Here is a 25,463-nt window from a genome sequence, read left to right as displayed (position 1 = left end):
GAAACACAACTTAAAAGATAAATTAACGTTTTTTTTATAAAGTCTCCTCTGTTGGAGTTTTGGGATTCGATTTAGTTTTAGGTGTTTTCCGTAAAACTTGAATCTACCCTAAAGCCTCAAGAAAAATGTAGTATCCTTTTGAGGCTTGTAATTGGAAAAAGGACTTTTATATTAACTGGTTGATATGGTCCTAAACATTTCCCCCCCCCATCTTTATACTTTCTTATATAAATTTATTAGTAATTTTTTAAGAATAAATGATTAGGATCTATTTGAAATAATAGAAAAAGTTTATGATTTTTATTGACTATTTTTTTTATAATAAATATGATTGAACCTTCTCCCTATACGGATTATTCTGCCTACCGTTTCCGAAACCTTTAAAAGGAGCAGGGTTGTGTTCTCAGCCCTTCACCGTTTTTATTTTCCTCTTTTTTCTTTTAACTCCTATATAGGCCTTAATGGGTGGTTTGAGCAATTATCATTATATTTCTTAAATTGTAAGTTCTTTTCCAAAATCAATTTTCAAAAAGATGAATAAGAAGTTATCTTAACTTACCCTTAGGAAATTTTTTATTTTTGTGAGATTTCCTAGGTTGAAAAGAGGTATAAGATGTTTTTTGAAAATGAAAATACCTCAAAAGGTGGGGAAACCATCCTTCGAAAACTGAATTTGATTCAATCCCATTTAAATTCACAAGTCCAAGAAAAGAATAACCAACAAATCCCCCAAGTTTTTGTTGAAGCTCTAAATTCTGTTTGGGAGGACCATTTTTGGGCTGTTGCCCTCCGACCTGAAGAAAAAGGGGGGGCCTGGAAAGGACATGGTTTTCAAACACAACTTTTTTCGGAAAAAGCGATTCAGGATTTCCTTGATCAGGGAGAATTTCTTACAAAAAATATTAGCGGGACCTTCAGTAAACGACCGCCCCCTCCGGCACTTCGTCATTTAAATTTAAAAAATCTTTTTGTTTTTCCCATTGTGCATTTTGAAAGGGATTTGGGTCTCCTCATCCTTGGGGTTTTTGAAAACATTGATATCAGCGAAGAACAGGTTACAGTTTTAGAAACCCTTACAAGGAATCTTGGATTTGTGCTGGAAATAACCCGTTCCAGCCGTATCTATCATCATAAAAACAGGATTTTAAAAGAAAGATTAAGCCGACGGGTACTACAAGTCAAACGCATCCTGGCGGAGCGGAATACTATTTTCAGGGTCCTGGAAGCCGGGTTGTTTCAAAATGATTTGAGTTCCATGTTCGGGAAAATTGCCGACGCGGTTCGTAAGACCGTTCCTTTTGATGAAATGGGGCTTCTTTTGCCCAGTCCCGACGGAACGGATTTGGAATGCTTTTTTATCCATATCGAAAATAAACAGATTCATTCCAATTCGATTCTGGTGATCCCCCAAACTGGAACATCCGCCGAGTGGATCCTCAAAAACAAAAAATCCTTTTTCATGAAGGAAATAGAAGATTTAAAGAAGTTTCCCTTTTGTTACGAAAATTGCTCGAAAAATTATTTTCAATCCTATTGCGCTTTTCCGCTTCTGAATGGGGATAAAGTGATTGGAGTCCTGAACTATGCTTCTAGGGGCCGTGATCGCTTTCCCATGGAATCAATACCCTACATGGAGGATTTATCCCATACGATCGCTCTGGTCTTAAACAATTCTAAAAATATTGAAAGGGAAGCAAAAAATAGAATTTCTTTAATAGAAAACGTATACATTCAAAGAAAAATGAAGGCCGAGTCTAAATTTAAGGAAATCATTGGAAAAAGTCCAGTGATCCAGGAGGTTTTGAAACGTGTCGAAATGGTTGCCGGAACGGAATCCTCCGTTCTCATTACGGGAGAAACAGGGACAGGCAAGGGGCTGTTGGCAAAGGCAATCTTTCAGCTCAGCTCACGTAAAAATAATTCTCTGATCACCGTGGATTGTGCGTCACTTCCACCCGGCCTGGTCGAAAGTGAATTATTCGGTCATGAAAAAGGGGCATTTACCAGTGCGATTATCCGAAGGGTGGGGCGTTTTGAATTGGCGGACGGCGGAACCATTTTTTTGGATGAAATCGGAGAGCTACCCAAAGAAGCGCAGGCGAAACTTTTGAGGGTATTAGAGCACCGGAAATTCGAAAGGGTAGGAGGAACGAGAACCATCAGTATCAATGTACGGGTGATCGCCGCCACGAACCGAAACTTGTCTAAGGTCACTGAAGATGACAGCTTTCGGGCGGATTTATTTTACCGGTTGAATGTGTTTCCCATCAATCTGCCGCCTCTGCGGGAACGGCGGGAGGACATTCCGATGCTGGCTTATTATTTTATCAAAAAATATTCAGACATAATGAATAAGAAGATTATAGATGTGGATAAAGAAACCATGAATAAGTTGGTTTCTTATCCCTGGCCCGGAAATGTCCGGGAACTCGAACATATGATTGAACGGGCGGTGATTTTGTGCGCCGGGTCCGTTTTAGAAATAAACGAAGAAGTGCTCTCTTCCCCGGAACCTTCTGACCCTAAGGGAAAAGCTGTTGAAGCATTCAATGCCGGTGAAGGGAAGAAAATAGGGAAAGACGGCGATTTTCTTAAAGTCCTTGATCAGGTGGGCGGTAAACGATCCAAGGCGGCGCAACTTTTGGGAATCAGCAGGACCACCCTTTGGAGAAAATTGAAAGACCATAATGCCCCGATCATCCTCCTTTCCGTGATTTGCCTTTAAATCCTTTAAAATAAAAAAGCCCTTTGTTTAAATTTCCGAAAGGATATATTTCATCTGTTACATTCGTTGCAAATGTAACAGTTGCAACTGTTACATGAAACAAATCCTTATTTCCCACCCTTTTTGACCCCCCTTTTCCTATCCTTTATTAAAAAGAAAATTTTCAATCGGTTGGGTCAGTTTTTTAGACAAGTTTGATCATTTTTTTCTATTGGCATTCGGATTGCTTTAATTAATTGTAAACATGAAAGTGTTTAGGTGGGGTTTCTCTATCAATTTTAAGGTTATTTTTAGAACGGGATATTTTTCATTATGATTTTATTGAACTTTTATCGTTTGGAATTTTGCCGTCCCGGGAAAAGGGAGAAAATTTGAAAAAATAAATAAATTCGTGGACAAGTATTGCGGAGGAATTTTTTTGAGGCGGAGGAACTTTTATTAATCAGAGGAGGATTAACAATGAAGTCTAAATATAGCTTGAAGGCTTTTTTAGGGGTTGTCCTAGGGCTTGGACTCTTTTTCGGAGTTGCGGGTTCTGGTTTAACGCCCGCACTTGCCCATGACGAAGAGCCGCCCCCAGCGCCGGGCACGACATGGGAACCCGAAACATGTACGGACGACTCAAAATGTGGTGAATTGTCGCCATTGATTCCAATGACTTACAATGCTGTGGGTTCCGGTTTTATTTGGTCCAGTAGTGATTGGGAAACCCCCAAAATTCTCTATAAGGGGCGGCACTCGGAGTTTTTACCAACGGATGTCGCAACGGAAGAATGTTATGAACAACTGGTATTGAATTCAGTGATTCCGGGGAGCAATACAACCTATTCGGCCTGGCCTATTCCCCGGAGTGAATGGGGGGCCCAGTTTCCGAGTAATGCAGTAGAGCCTAACAATATCTTTTTCGATTCAGAAGACGTCGTTAGAACTGACCCTGTGGGAAATACCCATAGCACACAAAGCAACAATCCATGTTTAAGATCTTCTTTTAAACATCTCGTATATGGGGGTTACAGGCTGCGACAAGGCCAGACACAATTTATCCAGAATCGCATTAGGGCTTATTGGGGACTGGAGAACGCACAGGTTTGGGATCTCGGCCATCCGGATGCTTTTAAGACAAGAGACCCGGAGGATTCCCCAACTGGAGAAGGTATTTTTGACAACGCCCTGATCGATGAAGAGGACGCCCTGTTGAACATCGCTAGCTTTTCGAATGCAGGCTTTTCTAAGGGCCTCAAATACAACGTCTACTCCCTCGGGTATGCGACACTGACGGATGGAAAAGTTGTTCACATCGGCGGCCATAACATGCAGAGCAACAGCGGGTTTAGAAAGATGAACATCTATGACCCTGAAACCGGTACTTGGGCGAACAGGCCGGAGCCCTGCCAAAACGCCAATTGGCGGATGAATAAGTCGAATATAATAAACAAATATCTAACATTTGCGGATAATTTTGTGGAAGCACAGACCGGCCAAGACGGAACCGGTTTGGGTGATCGCCTGGTCAATCCCCCAATCGGCGCCCCGACCTGGAAGGATTGCTCACAGCGGATAAGAGAAGATACGGATCCTTCTCATCCCTCCGATATGCGGACTGGTGTCTGGTATCCCAGCGGGTGGACCCTTCCAAATGGGTGGGCGATCAGGGTTGCCGGTGACGATGAGGATCAATCCGTAGGACCGGACGAAACAATTTCTAACCGCAACCAGCGTGATCAGGATTTCAGAAATACACTGGTTTTTCCTGCGGTTGCCGATGTATACGATCCCGTTACGGATACAGGCTTTGCCCTGGAAAATGCGAGGAGGACATTTCCCTTATATCCCCCCGGCACGGTGGTCCAAACCGGACCTGGTGTAGATGATTGGAAGCTTTGTGTTCTATCCGGCGAACCCGCACCTGTAAATTTTCCCTCAGGGGACCCCAACTATCCGGGCTCGCAAGTCTCCATGCCCAGGAGCGATGCCACAGATCCGGCCGCGGAGTGGAGAAATTTCTGCGCGACCCCTGGATGTGCGAATGACACACGGGCGATCCGGCGACGGGTGGACCCCAATCGTGCATCCAGTCTGGATTGTCTTAATGTCCAGGCGGCAATGGCCGACCCCAACCGGAACATACCGGCCGAGAACCACTGGACGCACATCGATACGGCTCAAAATGGCTATGGCTACTGCTGCGGGACAGGCGATTTTGTGGAACTTGATGAAAACGGCAACACCAAGTCCCATAAATGGTTTGTGATTGATGGCAATGTGGCCGGTTCGGGCACCCGGACTGCGGATATTGAGGGGATCGATTTTACCGATGAGAATCCAGAATTTAAGGTCGTGGCGCAGACGTATCAGGCAGGCCGTTTTGTCCACGGGGTCATGCTGCCCGATGGGACGTTGGCGATCCGTGGCGGTGCCGGACCCGGAGGAGGGACGTATGAGCTGAGGAATTATACAAAGTGGGCGATCTTTAATCCCAAGAACAACAGCTATAAGACATTGGCCAAGACGACGCATGCCGGGAGTATACACCTGACCGTAAACCTAATGCCTGACGGAACGGTGATTACGATGGCCGGGGACCGGGCATCGATGGTCCGTCTAGGGGATCGGACATATGAACCAGGGGACGTAGATATGGGCGTTTCTGTCGCCCAGATCTTTAGTCCGCCCTATTTGTTCGCTGATGCGGACGGCACTCCAGCCCCTCGCCCGGTGATCGAGACTGGACCTGATTTCACCGAGTATGGGGAAACGTTCCAGGTCATGGTTGACCTGGGTGCGGAAGTCCCCGGTCAAAGGGAAATCGACTCGGTTTCCATCATTCGAACCGGGTCTCGAACGCACACACTGCATAATGATGACAGATATGTGAAGCTGCCGTTCACTACGCAAAGCGGGCCCAACGCCGACATGTTGACCGTACGAGCGCCGTCGTTACCCGCTCAGGCGATTGCTGGAGACTACATGCTTTTCGTTGTAAATAAAAAAGGCACCCCTAGTGTGGCCAAGCATGTACGCCTTCTTTTGGATGACGACAACGGCTAATAGGAAACACGGAGACAGGATAATTAAACGCTATACTTTGCCCTGTGTGGGAAAAAGGGCCGGGTATGAAATACGACTGAGAGAAATTGTTGGGAAAAGAAGGGCGAGGTGAAGAGCTTCGCCCTTCTTGGCATTTTTTGTTTTTCTAATTCGGAAAGATCGGGTTTTTTTTGAATTTTTCAGGAGCTTAAATATGAAAAAGAATTTTATTAAACCAATAAAAAAAACCTTAATTTTACTAAAGTACTTTTGGGTATTATGCATAGGACTGCAGTTCGCTTTCCCAGCCGCGGCAATCGCCGGATCAGATTCGGCTTCGGAATTTTTCGCTGTTTTGAATGGTGAGAACGCGGTTCCCAGTCAAGATACACCTGCTACAGGGAAGGCGGTCTTTCGGTTTGATGAGGCAAAAAAACTGTTCAATTATAAATTGACCGTAAACAAAATTGAACATGTGGTCTCTGCAAATCTCCACCTTGGAACCCCCGGGAAGGGTGGACCGATGGTGGCCACCCTTGCTGGACCGTTTCCTCCGGGGAAGGGGCAGCGCGAGGGTGTCCTGGCGGAGGGAACATTAAGCGTATTTAATCTGGTCGGACCTATGCTTGCCGAACAGACCGGGGAGGATGATGAACGGCTGCTGGCCGAACTGCTTGGGAAAATGCGGAAAGGAAAGACCTATATCAATATCGTGACCGATCCGGGTTGGGATCCAAACCAAAATAAACCGGGTAGGTTCCCGAAAAATGAGATCCGGGGCCAGATTGAACCGGTCGACAAATAATTCGTTACATTCGGGTGTTACGGTTTATGCAATGGAGGGGTATGATGTTACCGATACTTAGAATGACGATCATCGGAATTATCTTTTTGACGCTGTCGAGCGTCGGTCCGTTGCTCTCCTGGGTTTACGGCGCCGATGGGGCGGATTTAGTTGTGGCCACTGTAAAACGCCTGTCTGCCGAGGATATCGATAACAATCGAATTGATCTCCAAAGGGGGCAGTTCGTTAAAACCGAGGCTTTTGTGGCGAATCTGGGGCCGGCCAGATCGGGCCCATTCTCCGTAGGAATTTATTTATCGGATGATCCAGATGGTCAGAATAGGGTTCATGAATTTGATGTCATCACTAATCTTGATCTTAAGGGTTCGGAATATAAACTCATCAAGGGAGAATATATCATTCCCGTCTATAATATTCTCCCTGCCAGGTTCTATTGGGTGGTGGTAGAAGCAGATTACGAAAAGAACGTGGCCGAGGAGGATGAAAAAAACAAGAAAATCATCCAAAAAATTAATGTTTTGTGTGATGATCTCAACTTAAATTACTCAAACACTTACTTGTGTCCCTCCAAAAAAGAGAAATTTCACTTTAATGACTAACCATTTCTTTCACAAAACATTCCGCATCTTTTTTCCATCATGTTTTTGGAAAAATTTCTTTGATGAAAGAACGCGGGATGGAGGGATCACAACCGTAGGAACCTTTCTTGGAAATTATATTTAAGACCGAAACTGGGAAATCGTCCGATGAGGGAGCGTCTTATTGAATTAAGGAGGCAAAAATGAACTGGAAACATTACGGAACAATCTTTACCCTTGTGGTGATCGTTGGATTAGGGTGTGGCGTTGCGTTTGGTCATGATGAAGAAGACGAGCATATGCCTCCTGGAAACCCGGATGCATTGCCGGCATTACCCCCATCCATTCTGGACGAAATGACCAAGCGCAAGGAGATGCCGACTGAGGAAGTTGTCCGGGCAAAAAGGTTTGAACTGGTGGATTCAAACGGGAAGGTTCGGGCCCTATTTGAAATGACCCCAGATGACGAACCCCGCTTGGCCCTTGCAGACCGGGCAGGGAAAATCCAGGCCACGTTGGGTGTTGAGCCGGTTCCCAGGCATCGTGATGGAATCCCTGCGCTCCGTCTGTTTGACAAGGCAGGCAAGAAGCGCCTCGACATTGACCTGACCAGTGAGGGAAACCCGGAGATCTCCCTTCGCAACAAGAATGGGGGACATATTGCCTCCCTGAGTGGTGTTCCGACTGTTGATGGTGGAACACAGTGGCTTTTGAGCGACGCGGAGGGTAACGTAACTGTTAATTTGAGTATCAATCATGCCGGAGCAAACTTAGTGTTTCTAGATAAGAACAGTAAGATGCGCGCAAAGTTTGGACTTAAGCCGGACGGGAGTCCCGGGTTAGTGATCCTGGATGAAACCGGAAAAGAACGTGCTGTGCTTGGGTACCCTGAGACGAAAAAGGCAGGCATGGATTCAAAAGATGAAAAGAGTGGCTCCCCGCTTGCACTTTATGATCAAAATGGGAAAATGATTTGGAAAGCCCCATAGAAAGGCAAATCAACACCACAACAGCTCCAACGACACATCCGATGACAACAACCATACCCTATATATAAGGGAGGTAAGGTAAATCAAGGTGTGAGGATAACCTTACTGAGGGTTTAAAAATTAATTGAATAGGAAGGGGCGTTTACAGGGTGACCCAAACTCCCAGGGCAATATGGGTTTCGTTGGCCTGAAAGAATTCCCCCATGGTGGGTCGGCCCTTGTAGACCTCAATCCCAATGCGGTACCTTCGCTCTTGATCAGAATGGGAAAAGCCCGCCTGGACCGCCGAATCCAGCCTCCAATCCCGTTCTTCCATGGTAGATAGATCAATCGCAGTATACCAGTTAAAAAAATCCCATAAAATCATTTTTTGGGGTTCCCATTGGATCCCCGTTTGTAGACGAATCGGTTTTTGCACATCATGGTTTCCGGGGTTGTATCCCCAACCGAGTTCCCCATAGGTACGCAATTCTGGAGTGAGCTGCTTGCTGATCCCCAATGCCAACTCACGGCGTGTGTATCCAATCCGCCTTCGCCCGGTGTCTTCGATGTGTTCATCCCCAAGGTGGCTTGAAGTGTGAAGAAGAGCGATTTTATATGCCCATCCCTCCGGCCGTGCCATGGTCAAATGCCATCCGAAGTTTCCGTCCCAGCCCAGGTTATCTTGAGAATTATTCAAATCGAATTGGGCATCGATTCCTGCTTCAAAACTGAATTGAATTCCTAACTCAGGACGGTTATGGGGATGAATTTGAAAAACCCCAAACAGACCACCTGCTTTGAGGGTAATGCGAAAATCCCCTACGCTATTAATGTCATTATCCGTGATTCCCCCCACAATGGCGGCAAAACCGGGACGGTGGGGACCGGCAATATAAGGGGGGTAGAGGTCCCCTCTGGGTAGAAATCTGAGAGTCTTCCCCTCTTTAAGGTTGAGGGTATATTCTTTTGGTGGTTCCTCCTCCGGAGTCGTTAGTGCAAAGGTTTTCTGGGCAATCCCAAATTGCCCTATCAAAATCAAAATTCCTACCCAGAAAAAACGATTCAAAAAATCCTCTAATTGGAAATAGAGAAGCAAAGCCGCAATTTTAGCTCAATACCCCTTTTGTCCATAATCGCCATACGTAAATGCATATGATCAGCCCAATGCCTAACCCCAGGGCTATACCCAAAACACCGGTGCCTCCCGTGGCCTCAGCCAATTCCTTGGTTGATGCCTGCCAGAGGGTTGAACCCATATTTAGAACAAAGGCCCCAGAAAAAACATAAAATGAATCTTTCCGAAGTAAAAATAGGGCGATCGCCCCCAGAAGATGGAGAAAGGTGATGAGAACCGTTAGTGCATGGTCAAAAAGGGTAAGGCTGTCAAAAAAGGCCTGTTCTTCCGGGCCTAGGGAAATTAACCCGGAAAAGATCATGTGGAGGGAAAAAAATGTCCCCAGAACAGATAAAAAATAAAATACGCAGATGATCCAAATCCCAATGGGCCTTTTTCTTTTTTTTGGGGGGTTGTTTTCTAATTCAATGGACATTTTTTTTAAAAAAATTATTTAATTTTCAGAATGGAAAATGGTGATGACCCGAATGATATCAAACCTTTGAAAAAGGGACAAGAAAAAAGGTAAAGGGGCGACCTTTATGGGAAAAACGTGGTTTCCCTAAATGATTTGTGTGTTTCCAATCTTTTCCTCTTTTTTTTATTTCCTGAAGTTTTAATTTGGAATAAGGTTTAAAACCACTTGGAATGTCATTTTTTATCAAATCTGTTTCTGATCTACACCTTTTTTACAACCAAAATACTCTAAAAAGAGTATTGACGGTTTGGGAATGTCGTAGTAGAAAGAGGTAGTTTTTTACCTCACTTGTTTTTCCTATCGCTAATGGTGCCCCATTTGAGTTCGAAGAATTTGGTTTTATTAAAAAAATTTTCATTTGTTTTATTAATGTTTGTTTTAATTTCTTGCGGGAGCGGGAACAACGGAGACCAAGGGGGAGGTGCTTCTTCCTTTCAGGATCTTTTTTTCTTCACGGCGGATGACGGGGAGGGAGTAAGAACCCTTTGGAAAACCGACGGAACTGAAGGAGGGACGGGAATGGTCAAAAAGATTCAGCCCAGCGGAGGCTTGGCCGCACAGAACTTTCTGGTGGAAGTGGGAGGGGTTCTTTTTTTTGTGGCCAATGATGGCCAAAATGGGGCTGAGCTTTGGAGGAGTGACGGGACGGAAGCGGGAACGTTGTTGGTCAAAGATATATTTCCGGGATCGAAATCTTCCAATCCCTCCTCTCTGACACACCTCAATGGAATACTCTTATTTGTGGCCAATGACGGACTTAATGGATTGGAGCTTTGGAGAAGTGACGGGACCGAGAAGGGTACCTTTATGGTCAAGGATATTCAACCCTTAGGGGATTCCCTTCCCGGATTTCTGACCTCTGTTAATGGGACATTATATTTTGTAGCATTTCATGAACTTTTTGGGGTTGAGCTATGGAAAAGTGACGGGACGGAATCAGGCACGGTGATGGTGAAGGACATCTACCCAGGGAGGTCTTCGTCCCAACCGGGGTTTCTTATCGGATTGAAACAAACCCTCTATTTTTGGGCGGAGGACCCTGCAAACGGTTCGGAGCTTTGGAGAAGCGATGGGAGTGAATCGGGAACCAAAATGGTTAAAGATATTAACCGGGGAGTGAACCATTCTCTCCCATTTTCTCTGGGGGAACTTAAGGGAGGGTTACTTTTTTCCTCCAATGATGGGTCCTTTGGTTTTGAGCTTTGGAGAAGTGATGGAACGGAGGGAGGAACCCGGATTGTGAAAGATATCAATCCGGGACCCGGAGACTCCTATCCGTTTTCTTTGAGTCATATCCATGTGGCCCGCCTAAACGATTTCTTATTTTTCCCGGCCCGGGAAGAGAAAAGCGGTTTTGAGCTCTGGAGAACCGATGGAACACAAAACGGAACCGGCCTGGTCAAAGATATTAATCCAGGGACACGATCTTCCTTTCCCACCTATCTTCAGGGTTTGGACGCCAAACTGTATTTTGTGGCAACCGACGAGGTGCTGGGTACGGAGCTTTGGCAAAGTGATGGCACCCCAGAGGGAACATCCATCGTCAAAAATATTAATCCCCTGGGAAGCGCTTACCCTGCCTTGCTGACAAAAGTTAATCATTCCCTTTTTTTCGTTGCAAACGATGGCCAAAGTGGTTTTGAACTCTGGAAAAGCGATGGAACCTCGGGTGGGACCATTAGGGTAAAAGATATCTTTCCAGGGTTAAAAGGAGGGTTGGCCTATGGGTTTTAGTGTTCCTTTCTTCCGCCATTCAAATCAAACCAAGTAGGCTGCCAAAATTCCCGACAACACAATTCCATCAAAAGTCCCAGCTCCTCCAATGCTGGCCATTCCAGTTGAAATTCGGGGAATATCCCGTAAATGCATAAGGTCCGCACCGATCAATGGCCCCAGCACCCCTGCAACGAATGCAACAGGGGGGCCATCACCCGGAATCAGAATTAAGGCCGAAAGGGCCGCAACCAGGGGAGGGATCAACGCGGGCATCGCGATGCCGATGCCTCTAACCGGTTTCGCCAAGCGGTAGCAAACCCATGTGTTGATTAATACGGCAACCCCCACCAGGGTGGCTGCCCCGATTCCTTTGGAAAATATAAAAAGGATTTCATACAAAGCAATACCGGTTGGGATCACACATCCCCCTACATTGACTGCGACCACCGTTACTTTTTGGGCGCTTTTTAGTTCCGGGAAAAATCCTGTAAGACCAAAAACGGCTAAAGGGTGGGATTCTACCTCCTGTACTCTGATCATTCGTTTCACGGGAATATTGATGAGGCTTCCAAAAAGGATTCCCATCAGGAGAAGAAGGGCGGTTTGAGTATCCAGCTGAAGCTTGAGTAAAGCCCCCACCATGATTTCTCCAAAAATAACGGGAAGTAAAACCAGTAAAAGGAGAAATAGTAAAATGGGAAGACAGCCTAAGGGAAACATTATTTTTTGTCGAAGTTTTATGGAAACAGTTTGGGTTAAGCTGGTACTTTATTATGGTAAGGCTTTAACTATATTTTCCCTTAACCGGTCATAGTACCGGGTTAGCCCTTTGTTGGATGAAACCAGCAGGGTTGATTTGAACATGGTGGAATAAACCGAGGCATGAGAAATTTTGACCGTAGTGTTGGGGTCAAGTAATTTATCGGAATGGTAAATTTCACCGATGGTTTTTAAAGCAAAAAGGTGAGGCCAAAGGCAAGCGAGGCGGAGACGGATTTCTCCTTTTGGAATGGCCATGATATAGTCCCATCCTTTTTCCAAGTGGTCCAATGTTAAACGGATTAATGAGGCGAGAAGGGGCCTTAATTGATGAATGGTGGATGGTTCAAGGAGATCATGAGGTTTTAATTCGAATCGATCCAATAGGGTTTTAGGAATATAACACCGACCTTTTGAGAGGTCTTTAGAGAGATCCTTGAGAATATTGGTCATCTGAAGCCCTTTTCCAAATCGTATCCCAAGCTTACACATTTCATCTTCCTTCCAATTTCTCAAAGCCTGAAAGTGTCCCACGGACATCCGGGTCCAGAATTCTCCCACCACACCCGCCACATAATAGGTATATTGATCCATTTCATCCTCGATGGAAAGAGGAAAAGGGTCCCTGGCGTTCTGGAGGGGAAAACGGATCAGGTCCATTTCCATCCCTTTTGTTAAGGTTGAGACCAATGAGCGGATTCGGTCCTGATCCTCAGAAGAAAATGTCAGAAAGGTTTGAAAACAGTCATCTAAATGGGTCAAAAGGGTTTCCTCGGCCGTGTTTTTCTGGAAATCCCTGAGGCTGGTTTGAATTTCCTTAACCGTTTTCCAAGAAACCGAGGGGCACTGAAACTGTTCCCTGAATAATTCCAGATATTTTAATCGTTCACCTTCGGGAATTAAGGACGTGTCTGCGATGGTGTCTGCAGCTCGGCAGAAAAGATAAGCCAAACCGATCTGGGGCCTCACCTTGGAGGGTAGAACCCATAGGGTTAAATAAAAGGACCTGGAGACTCCTTTTAGAATAGTTTGGAATGGAATCGGTGGCATTTTTAAATATATTGCCCATTTTTATTTAAATTAAAGGAAATTGCAAGAGGGTATGATTTTTGGCCAAAATGGAAAGTTTGAGGTAGTTGCGGAAAAAAACATATTGTTTGATCAAATGGAATATCTCAAAAATATCCCCCTCCCCTCCAAAAATACCCTCAAAAATCGATAAAAATATCCTAAACAGGGTATGAAGAGAACTTCCGGGAAATATAAAAATTTTAAAAAAAATAAGGGGTAAGAAACTGTTTTAAATCCTACGTCTTGGTCATGAAATTTAGGGTCTGGATAGGTCTTATTCATTGATATTTTTTTAAAAAAAACCATCCTAATTGTGAGGAAGAGTGCTGTCCTGACCTAACATTTTTATCAAGGGGGGGTCCTATGAAGATTAATGTTTTCCTAAAAGAGAATGCCTTGATTCGAATAAAAAAAATAGTTTTAGGTTTTTTCATTCTTTTTTTAATTTTACCTGTTTCCGGGAATGCCCAGGAGGAACCCTTTGCAAAAAATGGGTTTTATATTGGTGGAATGTTTCCCTTTAATACCATTGGCGGAGATTTTGATGGGGAAATGATTTTGGTTGGGGGCAGCGATGTGATCCTGGTTCCTGAGGTCGAAAGTGGAACCGGTTTTGGCATTTCGTTGGGTTTAAGGTCTTACCAGGGGGCCATAGAGCTTGATTATCTGAGATCCCGCCATGATGTGAAATTTCTGGGAATAAAATTTGGGGAAGCCGATTACAACATGGTCAATATCAATGGAAAATATTTTTTTAACATGAGCCAACCTGCCCAACCTTTTCTAATGGCGGGTATGAACATTCCCTGGTTAGTGGTTGAAAATGGATCTGCTAATGCAACCACGGTAGGAGACGGGTTCTTTTATGGCGTTGGCCTGAACCTTGGCGGGGGTCTCTCCTATTATTTTACCCCAAGAATCGTTCTCAATTTAGCTCTTATCTATCGGGTGATTGGGTATTATACTGCCGAGGGGGTGAACGGAACCAGGGATGAGATCAAAGATCCCCTTTTTGGCGGAGGGTTGGGGATCAACACCGGAATGGCCTTTACCTTCTAATTGGCTGAGGCATTTTTGAAAATGTTATTCAAATGTAAAATGTTTTTTAACTGCGGATAAAATTTCCCAGGTACAAGACATACCAGACGGAAAGGTGACCAAATCCCCTTTGCCCATTTTTACAGATTTTCCATTCTTTAGGGTAACAATAACCTTCCCTTCCAGGAAATAGCAGGTTTCCGTTTCGGAATAGGTCCACGGGAATTTTGATGCTTCTTTGGCCCAGATTGGCCAATCGGTTACACCAAGGTCTCTCAGTTTTTTTTCGGTTGGGTTTTGTTCGACTTTTATTTCGCTCATCATTTCATCTCTAAAATATGGTTTAAAAGAAGGTTGATTTTATTTCCAATCCTCAGATAGAGTCAACTTAAGATTTTTTTTCACTTTTCGGGATAGTACAATAGGGCTTAAAATTGGTTTGCCCCAAAATTGGACCACGGGGTTGGCGCCTTTGGGGTTAATTTGTACCTATAAAGGGGGAACGAAACCCGAAATTCAGATGAGGCGGGTATGATCTTTGCTTATTTTTGGAGGAAGGGTTTAAGTTTTAAAAAAAATTTTGATATTTCCGGGAGGATAAGTGATGGGGGGTGAAAACGCTCAAAAAGGAATTTTGGAGGAGATTAATCGGTTCGGACTTTTCATTGTTTTAAAAGCCATTGACCCCAAAAAAAATGGGCCGAGCATTGCCAGACATTGCGCCAAACTTTCTTCTTTGATTAAGACGGTTCATCATTTGGATCCTTCCAGCGGTCTTTCCGGGGCGGTGAGTTTTGGATCCGATTTTTGGGATATTATCTCCCCTGGAAAACGGCCTAAACATTTACACCCTTTTCATTCCATTGAGTCCGGGGAACGAAGGGCCCCCCGGTCAGGGGGGGATATCCTGTTTCATATTCATTCCGGCAGGGAGGATCTGAATTTTGAATTGGCTAGGCGTATGAATCTGCTTTTAGAGGGGTCGGTCACTGTTTTGGAAGAGGTTCATGGTTTTTCCTACCTCGACTCCCGCGACCTTACGGGGTTTATCGATGGAACGGCCAATCCCCAGGGTGAGGAACGGTCAAATGCGGCCCTAATTGGATCCGAAGATCCGGAGTTTAAGGATGGTAGCTATGTCCTTACCCAAAGGTATGTCCATAACCTTTCAGGATGGGAAACACTTTCGGAAAAGGATCAGGAAAAGATCATTGGCCGTAGAAAAAAAGACAGTGAGGAATTGGGGGGAGGTGAAAAGGCCCCAACCGCCCACATTAGCCGCGTAGAAATTGAAGAGGGCGGAGAGGAGCTTAAAATCCTTCGTCATAGTCTTCCTTATGGAAAAGCCATGGGAGAATCGGGGCTTTTTTTCCTTGCTTATGCGAAGAATTCTGAAATTTTTGAAAAAATGTTAAACCGGATGTTTGGTGTATCGGGGGACGGGGTCCACGACCATCTCATGGATTTTTCCCAGCCGGTTTCTGGGGCCTTGTTTTTTTCACCCTCCCTTAATCTCTTAAAAAGTTTTTCCAATTAACCACTCCACAGGGATTGCCGTTTGATAGGTTTTTTTTCAATTTATCATTTCCGTTGAGGTTAAATTGGTTTATTCCCTTCTCAAAACCACCTTGATTATTATTTTTATGGGAGTTTCCTTATTAACTTGTGCGGAAGAGACCCCTTTTTCAGATTTTTCCGGTTCTTTGAACGGTAAGATTGTGGTCCTTACCCGCAATGCCCCTACCACCTATTTTACAGATCGGGATGGACACCTTTCCGGCCCGGAACACGATATGGTTTCCGCCTTTGCCCGTGAACAAGGCTTTGATGTAACGTTTAAGGTTTTAGATACGGTGGAAGAAATTCTCAGTGAACTTCAGCGAGGGGGAGGAGATTTTGCAGCAGCGGGGCTTAGCAAAACAAAAGAGCGGTCGGATCACTTTGTATTTGGTCCAGTTTACCAGGAAATCGAACAACAGGTGATCTGTCAGAAAGGGAACCGGATCAGGAAAATAAAAGATCTTATCGGGAAAGATGTTTTGGTCATAAAAAAAAGCAGCTATGAATCTAGATTGAGGCAATTAAAATCGAAACACCCAAAACTGGAATGGCGGACCACAAGCGATTTATCGACGGAGCAGATTCTGCATTTGGTTTGGAAGGGGGAGGTGGACTGTACGGTGGCTGATTCCAATATTGTTTCGATTCACCGGCGGTTTATGCCCGAATTAAATGTTTCCATTTCCCTTTCCCCAAAAGATTCATTGGTATGGCTTTTTCCAAAAGAAACAGAAATTTTAAAAAATTCAGTTAAGCCCTGGTTCTCCCATGTGACCAAAAATGGAAAGTTGAAAGCCTTGATGGAAAAATATTATGGGCATGTGGATTTCTTTGATTATTATGATCTTAAGGTTTTTAAAAAAAGAATCAAGAAGCGCCTGCCGAAGTTTCATCAACAGATCAAATCCGCAGCCAAACAGCATCAATTCCCATGGGAATTATTGGCCGCCATTTCTTATCAAGAATCTCATTGGGATCCCAGGGCCAAAAGCCCCACGGGTGTCCGTGGGTTTATGATGTTGACCCAAACCACGGCGGCGTCTCTCGGGGTCACCGACCGCTTGAACCCACGACAAAGCATATCCGGCGGGGCTAAATACCTAAGAAGAATGATTAATCGAATTCCAGAACATATTCAGGAACCGGATCGAACATGGATGGGTTTAGCCTCTTATAATGTAGGGTTTTCTCACCTTAAAGATGCCCGGAAAATTGCCGCTGAATTAAACCAAAATCCAAACAGCTGGCACTCGGTGAAAAACGCTTTGCCCCTACTTTCTCAAAAAAAGTATTATCGACATCTAAAATACGGTTATGCGAGGGGAGTTGAACCGGTTATATATGTTGAACGGATCAGGAATTATTACGACATCCTTTTAATTCTGGAAAAGGATTTTTCTTAAGGGAGAAAAGGTTGACAAAAGTCGAGTTTTTTTGAATGACAAATAGTTGTGGGGAATTTATAATATAATCCTCTAACAATTGGGGAAAAAAAGGTATGAAGAGAAACTATTGTTATGAAAGGAGGCTCATCGTGGAAGTGAGTGGGTAAATTTTGTCATTACCCGCCTGTCCGGCGGGCACTTGCAGGCAGGGGAAAGCGGAAATCCAGGCCCTTCCCATCATTCCCGCGAAAGCGGGAATCCAGAAGATGTTGATTTTTTGAATCCTGGTTTCCCGATAAAACCATTCGGGAATGACGAACTGGATTTTGCAGGAACCTCTAATACTTCAAAGGCTTCAACCACAGAATGACTTTGCCTTGACCCTTGCCCTGTATGGATCTTAAACACTTTTTAACAATTTTTACCCACTCACTTCCACGATGAGCCAAAAATTTTTATTTCTTAAAATCCCCCGCTCATTCCCCTTTTGAAAAGGGGAATTTTGTTTTCAGGTTTCACCCCTTTTTAAAAAAGAGGCCTCCCAAAATTTTCCATCTTTGAAAAAGAGGGGCAAGGGGAGATTTATTAGTTTTCTTTTTCTACCCTGAGCCGTAAAGGATTCGTTAAACCAAAGGTTAAACAAAGTAATTTTATAAAATAAATGGAGGAAAAGTCAAAAAGGTTGTGGGCGGGGGAAGGAAAACATTTGTGTTTCTTTTGAATTTACCTCTTTTGGATTTTTTTGGGGTTTTTAAAGGAGGTATTTTTTAGAACCCACCCCAAGAACCGGTGGACTTCGCGAGGATTATTCAACGTATAGTGGGCGGCTCCTTTACCTGAAGGGGGCCCTACCATGATCCCAATTCCTTTGTTTCGAATCAATCGCATGGCATCCTGATCGGTTTGGTCATCCCCGATGTATAGCGGCCACTTCCTCTTAAAACCGGGCTGTTTTAAAACCCAAAGAACCGCTTTCCCTTTGTTCCATTCGATGGGGGGCCTTATTTCCCATACGGCTTTTCCCCCGCTCAAACGGATTTTTCCTTGGTCATTAAAATTTTTTACCTGTTGTTGAAGGATCTGGTTGGCTTTTTCTCTGGTCTCTCTCCGGGCCAAGCGATAATGGACGCTCAAGGTAACTTTCTTATTTTCAACCCAAACCCCTGGAAGGTTGTCCAGACGCTTTTCCAGTTGAATGCGAATGTTTTTTAGAAACTTTCGCCATAGGGTTTCATTCTTCATTCGGAATTGAAAGTTCTGGCCGGATATTTCAAAACCATGATTACCGACATAAGTTACCCCGGATAACCTGACCCGTTTTTTTAAATCGGCTTGTGCCCTTCCGCTAATAAGTACCACGGGGATTTTTTTCGAGATAGACTGAACCAACCGTTTGGTGGAAGAATCTAAAAAAGATTGATCAGGATGGGGGGCGATGGGCGCCAAGGTTCCATCGAAATCAAGAAACAATACCAGAGGGTTTTTTATTTTCCTCTGAAGTGAGGATAACCAGGATTTGTTGAAAGTGAGATCCATAGTGAACCCAAAGGAGGAACTTTTTTTTTAATGGGGTTTTATTTTTAAATAATTTTGGATTTTTATCATTTTGAAAGGGAATACAAGCAATCATACCGGAAACATTTTCAATTGGCTATTCTTTTAACTGAAAAATATTTGAGAAAGTGTTTTAGTGTAGGTAGACGATGTTCTTTTTTTTGGGGGTTTCCAGAGAAACCCATAGGGCGAGATAGTCCTTGGCTTGCCGGGTAATTAAGAAGTTCTGACGGACATGTTCCTTGCCCATCTCCCCCATGCGTTTGGTGAGCTGAGGGTTGTGCAGAAGCTGACGGATATGGAAAGCGGCCCCTTCAACGGAATGAACTAAAAAGCCGGTGATTCCATGGTTGATCTGTAAAGGAATGCCTCCTACCGATCCGCCGATGACCGGTTTTCCTTTCCATAAAGCTTCCGTCACTGTTAAACCAAATCCCTCCCGCAAGGATTTTTGAAGGATAATCGTGGATGCCCTTTGTAAGGCATTGAGGTGTACATCACTGAATGGAGGAAGATCTAGAATATGGATGTGCGGGTCTCCCTCTGCTTCTTCCCGTACCCTGGCAAGAATTTCTGATGACTCGGGATCATCCGATGCCGCACCCCCTGCAAGGATTAAACGGCAGGGATGGTATTTTTTGACCATGCGGTAGGCCTGAATTACCCCGAGAGGATCTTTAAAGGGATCAAAGCGGGAAACCTGCATCATAATGGGCAAATCCGTTGGGATTTGATATTCTTCGAGGACCTTTTGTATTTCCTCCTTGGAAAGGTCACGGTTTTTGTTGCTGAGGGGGTCAATCGAAGGGGGGGCGATGAATTGTGGAATGGATAAGGTTTGGGCGAATTTTGAGACAGAAAAAATCGCTGCATCATAATTTTCCACATTGGGACGGAGGTCCTCCCAAATTTTCCGGTTAGGATGGGAAAGATCGATGTGGCACCGCCACACCCATTTCCCTTGCTTAGGCCGGTAATGAATTAAGGCCGCGGGCTGTGGATCGTGAATAAATACCATATCTGCTGAAAGGTTCAGGTTTTTTGAGTTTTCCCTGTTGACCTCATAATAGTGAGCCCACATTTTTTTTGAAATCTGTAAATCCTTTCCCTGAAGTCCATTGTGAAAATTCTTTGTGATTCCAAAAAATTCTTCATTCCCTTTGATGACTTCCCAACGGGCCTTGATTCCCAATCCCACAAAAATATCGTTTAATCGATGTAAAATTTCGGCGACCCCGCCTCCGGTCGAGGTTGAATTCACATGCAAGTAGGATTTGTTTTTCAGTTGCTCAGCCAGTTTTTTAAGCATTCGAATATCTTCGGATGGGGCTAGCTTTTCGTAGGGCTTCAAATTATCCATGGGTAAGCTCCATATCCACCAACTCAATCAGTTTTCGCCTTAGTCCTTCCAGGCTGTACAAATAGGGATCGAGTTGCCGAATTTGATGGCAGAGATTTCTTCGCCCCAGGGATTGCTCAACCCAAAAGGAAAAATCATCGGATGGGCTCTCCATACGGATCCGGGCCTCAAAAAAATGGTAGTAAATGCTGCTGGGTCCAACCTGTCTCAGGGCCATTCTGAATTCTGTAATATCCCTTGCCCTAAATCCAGTTGGAATGACCAAGGTGATTGAATCATTAAAAAAGAATTCATCCCCTGGCCTGGCGGGCCGGGGAGCGGGGAAATGATCCCGGTAGTCTTCCAAAATTCTGACAATGGCCCGACGAATCTCTTCAACGGATTTCATGGAATAAAAATCGAGACAGGCCAGTTTTTCCGCCAGGGCTCTCTCTTCCAGATTTTCCGCCACCCATACCGCAAAATCATTGGGATATTCCGGAGCCACCAGGGTACCTTTAAGGTAGAATTGATGGGTATGATGGAAAACGGCTCCCGGTGCGACGATCTCTACGGCTTGAATCAATTCAGACAAAGTGGCCGTTTTGACTCCCGTGGTTTGGGATAAGCTCATACATTCAAGAAATCGGAATGAATCCCCTAAGGTCATGACCTCCCCATTTTCTGGATGTTAGGAGATTGGGTGGGAATGATCGCGAGACTGGTTTTTGCTTTAACCACGTTTTTCATTATAACAGAATTAATTTCCCCTTTTATGGCGGGGATATCCACCCTTACCATTTTATAGAAGGGGTTGAATTTTTTTAAAAAGATTGATAGAGAAGTAACACCCAAAAAAAATTCTATTGTCTTTTTTATTCATACACGAGAGTCAATAATCCGTCAAATACCTGAAATTCTTAAGGTTTAGAACGGAAGGGAATTGGGAGTTTATTGGCTGGATTGTGGTTTCTTAATGAACCCAACCCTATTCTTTTTTACCTGAAAGGAAGAATATTTAATGGGTGTATTAACCTACCCGGAGACCGGTGTCCGCATCAAAAAGATGAATTTTTTCTTCCTGGAAAGTAAATGGGATGGTCTGACCCGGTTTGATTTGAATGTGAGGGGGGGCTTTTACCTTTAAGAAGTGATGGAAAAAATTTAATTCAACCCAATTTTCAGATCCCATGGGTTCAACCACCGAGATTTGACCGGAGAAGCCTTTCGAGGGCCCATCCGGAACAAGAAAAATATTCTCAGGGCGAATGCCGAGAACCATTCTTTTATTCTGGGATTTTTCCGATTTCATTTGATCTAACAGGGGAGTGGTAATGGGGAAAGAGATATTTTCTCCCAATTGAATGGTTCCGGGTGAGGTGGAACGCCATTCACCTTGAAGCGTATTCATGGGGGGAGATCCGACAAATTTTGCGACGAAAAGATTTTTAGGATTTTCATAGATGGTTTGGGGGGTTCCGCATTGCTGAAGTGTTCCCTCATGCAGAATGGCCATTCGATCCGAGAGAGTCATGGCTTCGGCCTGATCATGGGTGACATAAATCATGGTGATTTTGAGTCTTTGGTGTAATTTTTTTAATTCGCTTCGCATTTCCATTCTGAGTTGGGCATCCAGGTTGGACAGAGGTTCATCCAACAAGAATAGGCGGGGTTTTCTGATAATCGCCCTGCCCAAGGCCACCCGTTGTCGTTGCCCTCCTGAGAGTTCCCTGGGTTTGCGTTGAAGGGTGTGGCTCAACCCAAGAAACTCCGCTACCTTTTTGACTTCCTCCCCGATTTGATGAGGGGATTGTTTTTTCATCCGGAGGGGAAAAGCGATATTTTCATAAACGGTCATGTGAGGATAAAGGGCATAGCTTTGGAAAACCACCGCGACATCCCGATCTTTGGGGGGAAGATGGCTAATGGGTTTGCCATCAAAGCGAATTTCACCGGATGTTAAGGGTTCCAGCCCTGCAATCAGGTGCAGTAATGTGGATTTTCCGCACCCGCTGGGACCCACCAGTGTGAAAAACTCTCCGTTTTGGATCGTTAAATCCATATTCCTGAGAACTTCGGTTTTCCCAAACCGTTTGCTTAAACCTTCTAATTGAACCTCCGCCATTTTTTTCCTTTTTAGGGGCTAGCGTCGTTGGGCACTAAATTTGGGGGCCCGTGCGGTAATCCAAAATGTGGGTCCTCCGATGCCCCCACACCCCTCGCTCGGCCAGGCAAAGCCCGATCCTCGCTTCTTTAACCGGCGAAGTCGTATGGAGTCTCCCCTTCTCGCCCACAGGGTTCGGTATATTCCTATCCTTTTACTGCTCCGGCCGTCATTCCTTCCACCATTCGTTTCTGGAAAACAAGCGCAACCAATATAACCGGAATGGTTACGATAATAGATGCGGCCGCAATCTCCCCATAAGGGATTTCGTGGAGCCCGGGAAAAAGTGCAATTCCCACCGGTATGGTTCGGGAGGCCTCGGTGGTGGTAAAGGACAATGCGAATAAGAATTCATTCCAGGAGAAGATAAACACCAAAATGGCTGAGGCCATCAAACCGGGTGCGGATAGGGGGAGAATTATTTTATAAAATGCTTGGAAAGGTGTACAGCCGTCCATTTGAGCTGCTTTGTAAATTTCTGCGGGAATTTCCCGGAAGAAACTGGTGAGGATCCACAGTGTTAAGGGCAAAGCAAAAGTCGTATGGGTCGCCACCAAAGCCCACCAGGTATCCCTTAACCCGAGGGCCCGAATGATGAGATAAAGGGGGCTTACCGTGGAAATCGGAGGAAACATGGATATCGCAAGGGCCACGGCCAGGAGGACTCCCTTTCCCCTGAAGCCGATCCAGGCCAGCGCAAATGCTGCCAGTGATCCTACCAGTAAGGAGGTGAAAGTGGTCATTGAAGCCACAAGGACGCTATTGGAGATAATCCTCAAAAAAGGGTGGTCGGTAAAAACCGATTGGACATGTTGGAGTGTGGGGTGTGTTGGAAAAATCGGTGGCAGGGAGGTTAATTCCGACTCTGGTTTTAAAGCGGTTATGCCTTGCCATAGAACCGGTCCCAAGCAGAAGGCTACCACACCCGTTAAGAGGAGGAAAAAAATAATGTGTTTTATTAGGGTTGGGTTCCTCATGTTAAAAGCCTTTGCCAGTAATCTTTCCCAAGAAGTTTCAAATAAATGATACTGATTAGGCCCACGCACATGAACGTCACTACGGCAATGGTGGACCCATAACCGAATTGCAGTGTTTGGAATAATACTTTGTAAGCATAAACAGAGAGGGTTTCGGTGGTATTCGCAGGGCCCCCTCCGGTCAATACATAGATGGCATCAAAGACGCGGAAGGCATCCAGTGTGCGAAACAGAAGAACCACCAGGATGATCGGTTTTAAGGAAGGTAAAATAATGTATCGGAAAATGGCCCATGCATTGGCCCCGTCTACTTTGGCAGCATGGTATAAATCTCTTGGAATGGTTTGGAGTCCAGCCATTAATAGTATGGCTGCAAAAGGGGTGGTTTTCCAAACTTCCATTAAGATCGCCCCGTGGATGGCCCAAAATGGATCTCCTAACCAATTGATGGGTTGGTGGGTGACCTGTGTTTGTTGGAGGAAAAAATTAATCAGGCCAAATTCCCCGTTGTATAACCACTCCCACATCCTTGCAGACACCACGGTTGGGATGGCCCAAGGAATTAAGATCAGAGCCCGGACCCATCCCCGCCCGGTAAAAGCCTGGTCCAATAAAATGGCGATTCCTAAACCTAAACTGATCTCAAGTGCTACGGAGACAAGGGTAAAATAGACTGTGTTTTTAAGGCTATTCCAAAACCGTGGATCACCCATTAAAAAAAAATAATTGTCTAGACCGACAAAATGAGAGATATCAAAGATGGGAAGATTTCGCTGTAGGCTGAGGCCGATCACCGCCAAGATGGGAAATAAGGCAAGGGCGATTAGGATAAAGACTGTGGGACCAATGAGGAAAAATATCAAACCACGACGTTCCACGTTATTTAACTTTCTAGATTAGCGGAGAGAATATGGTTCATTTGCCTCTGGGCGTTTTTTAATGCTGCCTTGGGTTCCTTCAGGCCGACCAAGGCGGCGGAGAATTCCGGTTGCATGACCTGAGAGAGCATGAGGTAATAAGGGGAAACCGGTCTTGGACGGGCGGTTTCAAAAATCTCGAAGAGCCCGGTAATAAAAGGTTGGGTGGCAATCATTACCTGATCCTGATATAAAGCCCTCCGCGGGGGTTTGTATCCTATTTCAATGGCCATCCACCGCTGAACCTCTGGTGAGGTCAGAAATTGTACCAAGGCTTCAGCCTCTTTAGGATGCCTGGAGAATTTATTCACACCCAGTTGCCATCCCCCTAAAGTAGCAGCGGAAGATTGACCTGGAAAATGGGGAAGAACGGATACTCCCACTTTTCCTCGGATGGGTGATTCCTCTTTTTGAAAAATATTCCATGCATATGGCCAATTCCGCATAAAGACTGCCCGTCCTTCTCCGAAAATCCTGCGGGTGGCCTCCTCATCGGCCGTGGTGACCCAAGGGGGGGAGACCGCAAAGCGTTCAATCAGGTCTTTGGTAAATGTTAAGGCCTGTTCTGCCTCTGGACTATCCAAGATGACCCGTCCCTTTCCATCCAAAACATTTCCCCCTGCAGACCAAACATATTCTAAAATATTGCAAACCAACCCTTCGTATTGTTTTCCCTGCCAAACAAACCCTTTTAAATGGGGATCTTCTTCCTGAGCCAGGATGGTTTGGGCGGTGTCAACCAACCCTTCCCATGTAGTGGGGGCTTGAAGCCTATGTTTGTCGAGGAGGTCCTTTCTATAGTAGAGAATCCCGGCATCAATATACCAGGGAATTGCGTATACTTGGTCTTCCATGGTGACTGCCTCCATGGGTCCCGGAAAGAATTGAACCCGCTGGTCGGGGGGGAGGAGGTGGGACAGGTTGTGTATCCAATTGGCCCTTGCAAATTCATGAACCCAAATGACATCCAGGGAGAGAACATCAAACTCTGCGGAACGTCCCTCAAGGCTCATCACATAAAACTGATGCTGTTGGTCTGTGGAGGCAGGAAGGGTTTCATCCTTTACGAGAATTCCTGGGTGGGCGTCCTCAAAGCGCTGGAGAAGGGATTGAAAGGTTTGTGGGTCTCCCGCAATTTTCCCATGTTTAAATACAACCGTAACCGGCTCTGTACCCTGTTCTGAAGGGGTGGAGGATTGGCAACCCCCCGAACCTCCAAGAAACACCAGTGCCAGCGCGATTCTAAGCAACACCTGGTTCATAAAGGCTCCGCTTTTTTTTGCTT

General features: G+C 45.0%; 22 protein-coding genes. 9 read left to right on the top strand and 13 right to left on the bottom strand.

The genetic code is table 11. The features are described 5' to 3' along the window. Nucleotides 1-613: 613 nt before the first annotated feature. From VGB26_10515 to VGB26_10495, 5 genes are all read left to right on the top strand, one after another. A complete protein-coding gene (locus VGB26_10515; GenBank protein HEX9758215.1) occupies nucleotides 614-2,725 on the top strand; it encodes a sigma 54-interacting transcriptional regulator in 2,112 nt (703 codons plus the stop codon). A gap of 654 nt (nucleotides 2,726-3,379) precedes the next feature. After that, nucleotides 3,380-5,773 carry a galactose oxidase early set domain-containing protein gene (locus VGB26_10510; GenBank protein ID HEX9758214.1) on the top strand — a complete coding sequence of 798 codons (2,394 nt, stop codon included), beginning with the start codon at nucleotides 3,380-3,382 and terminating at the stop codon, nucleotides 5,771-5,773. Nucleotides 5,774-5,966: 193 nt separating this feature from the next. Beyond that, nucleotides 5,967-6,557 carry a CHRD domain-containing protein gene (locus tag VGB26_10505; protein ID HEX9758213.1) on the top strand — a complete coding sequence of 197 codons (591 nt, stop codon included), beginning with the start codon at nucleotides 5,967-5,969 and terminating at the stop codon, nucleotides 6,555-6,557. Between the two features lie 41 nt (nucleotides 6,558-6,598). Next, a complete protein-coding gene (locus VGB26_10500; GenBank protein ID HEX9758212.1) occupies nucleotides 6,599-7,156 on the top strand; it encodes a hypothetical protein in 558 nt (185 codons plus the stop codon). 182 nt (nucleotides 7,157-7,338) lie between these two features. Then, nucleotides 7,339-8,124 (top strand): hypothetical protein, encoded by a 786-nt coding sequence (locus tag VGB26_10495; protein ID HEX9758211.1) that lies wholly within the window; start codon nucleotides 7,339-7,341, stop codon nucleotides 8,122-8,124. A 142-nt stretch (nucleotides 8,125-8,266) separates the two neighbouring features. On the opposite strand, the gene VGB26_10490 is transcribed toward VGB26_10495, so the two are convergent. Continuing rightward, nucleotides 8,267-9,172 (bottom strand): DUF1207 domain-containing protein, encoded by a 906-nt coding sequence (locus VGB26_10490; GenBank protein HEX9758210.1) that lies wholly within the window; start codon nucleotides 9,170-9,172, stop codon nucleotides 8,267-8,269. 40 nt (nucleotides 9,173-9,212) lie between these two features. Next, nucleotides 9,213-9,542 carry a hypothetical protein gene (locus VGB26_10485; GenBank protein HEX9758209.1) on the bottom strand — a complete coding sequence of 110 codons (330 nt, stop codon included), beginning with the start codon at nucleotides 9,540-9,542 and terminating at the stop codon, nucleotides 9,213-9,215. A 474-nt stretch (nucleotides 9,543-10,016) separates the two neighbouring features. Here VGB26_10485 and VGB26_10480 point away from each other — a divergent pair, with 474 nt between their 5' ends. Beyond that, a complete protein-coding gene (locus tag VGB26_10480; protein HEX9758208.1) occupies nucleotides 10,017-11,432 on the top strand; it encodes an ELWxxDGT repeat protein in 1,416 nt (471 codons plus the stop codon). Nucleotides 11,433-11,456: 24 nt separating this feature from the next. Here VGB26_10480 and VGB26_10475 read toward each other — a convergent pair whose 3' ends face one another. Continuing rightward, nucleotides 11,457-12,134, bottom strand: coding sequence for a DUF1614 domain-containing protein (locus tag VGB26_10475; protein ID HEX9758207.1), 678 nt, complete (start codon nucleotides 12,132-12,134; stop codon nucleotides 11,457-11,459). A 51-nt stretch (nucleotides 12,135-12,185) separates the two neighbouring features. Then, entirely contained in the window at nucleotides 12,186-13,223 is a 1,038-nt protein-coding gene (locus VGB26_10470; protein ID HEX9758206.1) for a phytoene/squalene synthase family protein, read from the bottom strand. Nucleotides 13,224-13,607: 384 nt separating this feature from the next. Here VGB26_10470 and VGB26_10465 point away from each other — a divergent pair, with 384 nt between their 5' ends. Next, nucleotides 13,608-14,303, top strand: coding sequence for an outer membrane beta-barrel protein (locus tag VGB26_10465; GenBank protein ID HEX9758205.1), 696 nt, complete (start codon nucleotides 13,608-13,610; stop codon nucleotides 14,301-14,303). A gap of 24 nt (nucleotides 14,304-14,327) precedes the next feature. Here the strand turns inward: VGB26_10465 and VGB26_10460 are convergent, their stop codons facing one another. Further along, a complete protein-coding gene (locus VGB26_10460; GenBank protein HEX9758204.1) occupies nucleotides 14,328-14,606 on the bottom strand; it encodes a cupin domain-containing protein in 279 nt (92 codons plus the stop codon). A gap of 280 nt (nucleotides 14,607-14,886) precedes the next feature. Here VGB26_10460 and VGB26_10455 point away from each other — a divergent pair, with 280 nt between their 5' ends. Both VGB26_10455 and mltF read left to right on the top strand, forming a co-directional pair. Next, nucleotides 14,887-15,819, top strand: coding sequence for a Dyp-type peroxidase (locus VGB26_10455; protein HEX9758203.1), 933 nt, complete (start codon nucleotides 14,887-14,889; stop codon nucleotides 15,817-15,819). 64 nt (nucleotides 15,820-15,883) lie between these two features. Then, nucleotides 15,884-17,245 carry a membrane-bound lytic murein transglycosylase MltF gene (gene mltF, locus VGB26_10450; GenBank protein ID HEX9758202.1) on the top strand — a complete coding sequence of 454 codons (1,362 nt, stop codon included), beginning with the start codon at nucleotides 15,884-15,886 and terminating at the stop codon, nucleotides 17,243-17,245. 219 nt (nucleotides 17,246-17,464) lie between these two features. Here mltF and VGB26_10445 read toward each other — a convergent pair whose 3' ends face one another. From VGB26_10445 to VGB26_10410, 8 genes are all read right to left on the bottom strand, one after another. Beyond that, a complete protein-coding gene (locus tag VGB26_10445) occupies nucleotides 17,465-17,635 on the bottom strand; it encodes a hypothetical protein (protein HEX9758201.1) in 171 nt (56 codons plus the stop codon). Nucleotides 17,636-17,950: 315 nt separating this feature from the next. Then, the gene (gene otsB, locus VGB26_10440; protein HEX9758200.1) at nucleotides 17,951-18,763 is read right to left on the bottom strand and encodes a trehalose-phosphatase; all 813 of its coding nucleotides are present in this window, start codon (nucleotides 18,761-18,763) and stop codon (nucleotides 17,951-17,953) included. A 151-nt stretch (nucleotides 18,764-18,914) separates the two neighbouring features. Beyond that, entirely contained in the window at nucleotides 18,915-20,141 is a 1,227-nt protein-coding gene (locus VGB26_10435) for a glycosyltransferase (GenBank protein HEX9758199.1), read from the bottom strand. Continuing rightward, nucleotides 20,134-20,790, bottom strand: coding sequence for a DUF5752 family protein (locus VGB26_10430; GenBank protein ID HEX9758198.1), 657 nt, complete (start codon nucleotides 20,788-20,790; stop codon nucleotides 20,134-20,136). The genes VGB26_10435 and VGB26_10430 overlap by 8 nt, the downstream gene beginning before the upstream one ends. 360 nt (nucleotides 20,791-21,150) lie before the next feature. Further along, complete coding sequence (locus tag VGB26_10425) at nucleotides 21,151-22,245, bottom strand: ABC transporter ATP-binding protein (GenBank protein ID HEX9758197.1); 1,095 nt, start codon at nucleotides 22,243-22,245, stop codon at nucleotides 21,151-21,153. 185 nt (nucleotides 22,246-22,430) lie between these two features. Beyond that, nucleotides 22,431-23,261, bottom strand: a complete 831-nt coding sequence (locus VGB26_10420; GenBank protein HEX9758196.1) for a carbohydrate ABC transporter permease — start codon at nucleotides 23,259-23,261, stop codon at nucleotides 22,431-22,433. Continuing rightward, the gene (locus VGB26_10415; protein HEX9758195.1) at nucleotides 23,258-24,139 is read right to left on the bottom strand and encodes a sugar ABC transporter permease; all 882 of its coding nucleotides are present in this window, start codon (nucleotides 24,137-24,139) and stop codon (nucleotides 23,258-23,260) included. Before VGB26_10415 ends, VGB26_10420 begins: the two co-directional genes overlap by 4 nt. 5 nt (nucleotides 24,140-24,144) lie before the next feature. Next, nucleotides 24,145-25,440 (bottom strand): ABC transporter substrate-binding protein, encoded by a 1,296-nt coding sequence (locus tag VGB26_10410; protein HEX9758194.1) that lies wholly within the window; start codon nucleotides 25,438-25,440, stop codon nucleotides 24,145-24,147. Nucleotides 25,441-25,463 lie beyond the last annotated feature (23 nt).

Source organism: Nitrospiria bacterium, assembly GCA_036397255.1.
Classification (GTDB): Bacteria; Nitrospirota; Nitrospiria; order DASWJH01; family DASWJH01; genus DASWJH01.
The sequence above is the reverse complement of the archived record's forward strand: the minus strand, read 5'-3'. Positions and strand labels throughout refer to the sequence as shown.

Bases quoted from the DNA above. Each gene is read 5' to 3' on its own strand.
- VGB26_10515 (HEX9758215.1), top strand. From the start codon at position 614: ATGTTTTTTGAAAATGAAAATACCTCAAAAGGTGGGGAAACCATCCTT.
- VGB26_10510 (HEX9758214.1), top strand. From the start codon at position 3,380: ATGACTTACAATGCTGTGGGTTCCGGTTTTATTTGGTCCAGTAGTGAT.
- VGB26_10505 (HEX9758213.1), top strand. From the start codon at position 5,967: ATGAAAAAGAATTTTATTAAACCAATAAAAAAAACCTTAATTTTACTA.
- VGB26_10500 (HEX9758212.1), top strand. From the start codon at position 6,599: ATGATGTTACCGATACTTAGAATGACGATCATCGGAATTATCTTTTTG.
- VGB26_10495 (HEX9758211.1), top strand. From the start codon at position 7,339: ATGAACTGGAAACATTACGGAACAATCTTTACCCTTGTGGTGATCGTT.
- VGB26_10485 (HEX9758209.1), bottom strand. From the start codon at position 9,542: ATGATCTTTTCCGGGTTAATTTCCCTAGGCCCGGAAGAACAGGCCTTT.
- VGB26_10475 (HEX9758207.1), bottom strand. From the start codon at position 12,134: ATGTTTCCCTTAGGCTGTCTTCCCATTTTACTATTTCTCCTTTTACTG.
- VGB26_10470 (HEX9758206.1), bottom strand. From the start codon at position 13,223: ATGCCACCGATTCCATTCCAAACTATTCTAAAAGGAGTCTCCAGGTCC.
- VGB26_10465 (HEX9758205.1), top strand. From the start codon at position 13,608: ATGAAGATTAATGTTTTCCTAAAAGAGAATGCCTTGATTCGAATAAAA.
- VGB26_10460 (HEX9758204.1), bottom strand. From the start codon at position 14,606: ATGATGAGCGAAATAAAAGTCGAACAAAACCCAACCGAAAAAAAACTG.
- VGB26_10455 (HEX9758203.1), top strand. From the start codon at position 14,887: ATGGGGGGTGAAAACGCTCAAAAAGGAATTTTGGAGGAGATTAATCGG.
- otsB (HEX9758200.1), bottom strand. From the start codon at position 18,763: ATGGATCTCACTTTCAACAAATCCTGGTTATCCTCACTTCAGAGGAAA.
- VGB26_10435 (HEX9758199.1), bottom strand. From the start codon at position 20,141: ATGGATAATTTGAAGCCCTACGAAAAGCTAGCCCCATCCGAAGATATT.
- VGB26_10430 (HEX9758198.1), bottom strand. From the start codon at position 20,790: ATGACCTTAGGGGATTCATTCCGATTTCTTGAATGTATGAGCTTATCC.
- VGB26_10425 (HEX9758197.1), bottom strand. From the start codon at position 22,245: ATGGCGGAGGTTCAATTAGAAGGTTTAAGCAAACGGTTTGGGAAAACC.
- VGB26_10420 (HEX9758196.1), bottom strand. From the start codon at position 23,261: ATGAGGAACCCAACCCTAATAAAACACATTATTTTTTTCCTCCTCTTA.
- VGB26_10410 (HEX9758194.1), bottom strand. From the start codon at position 25,440: ATGAACCAGGTGTTGCTTAGAATCGCGCTGGCACTGGTGTTTCTTGGA.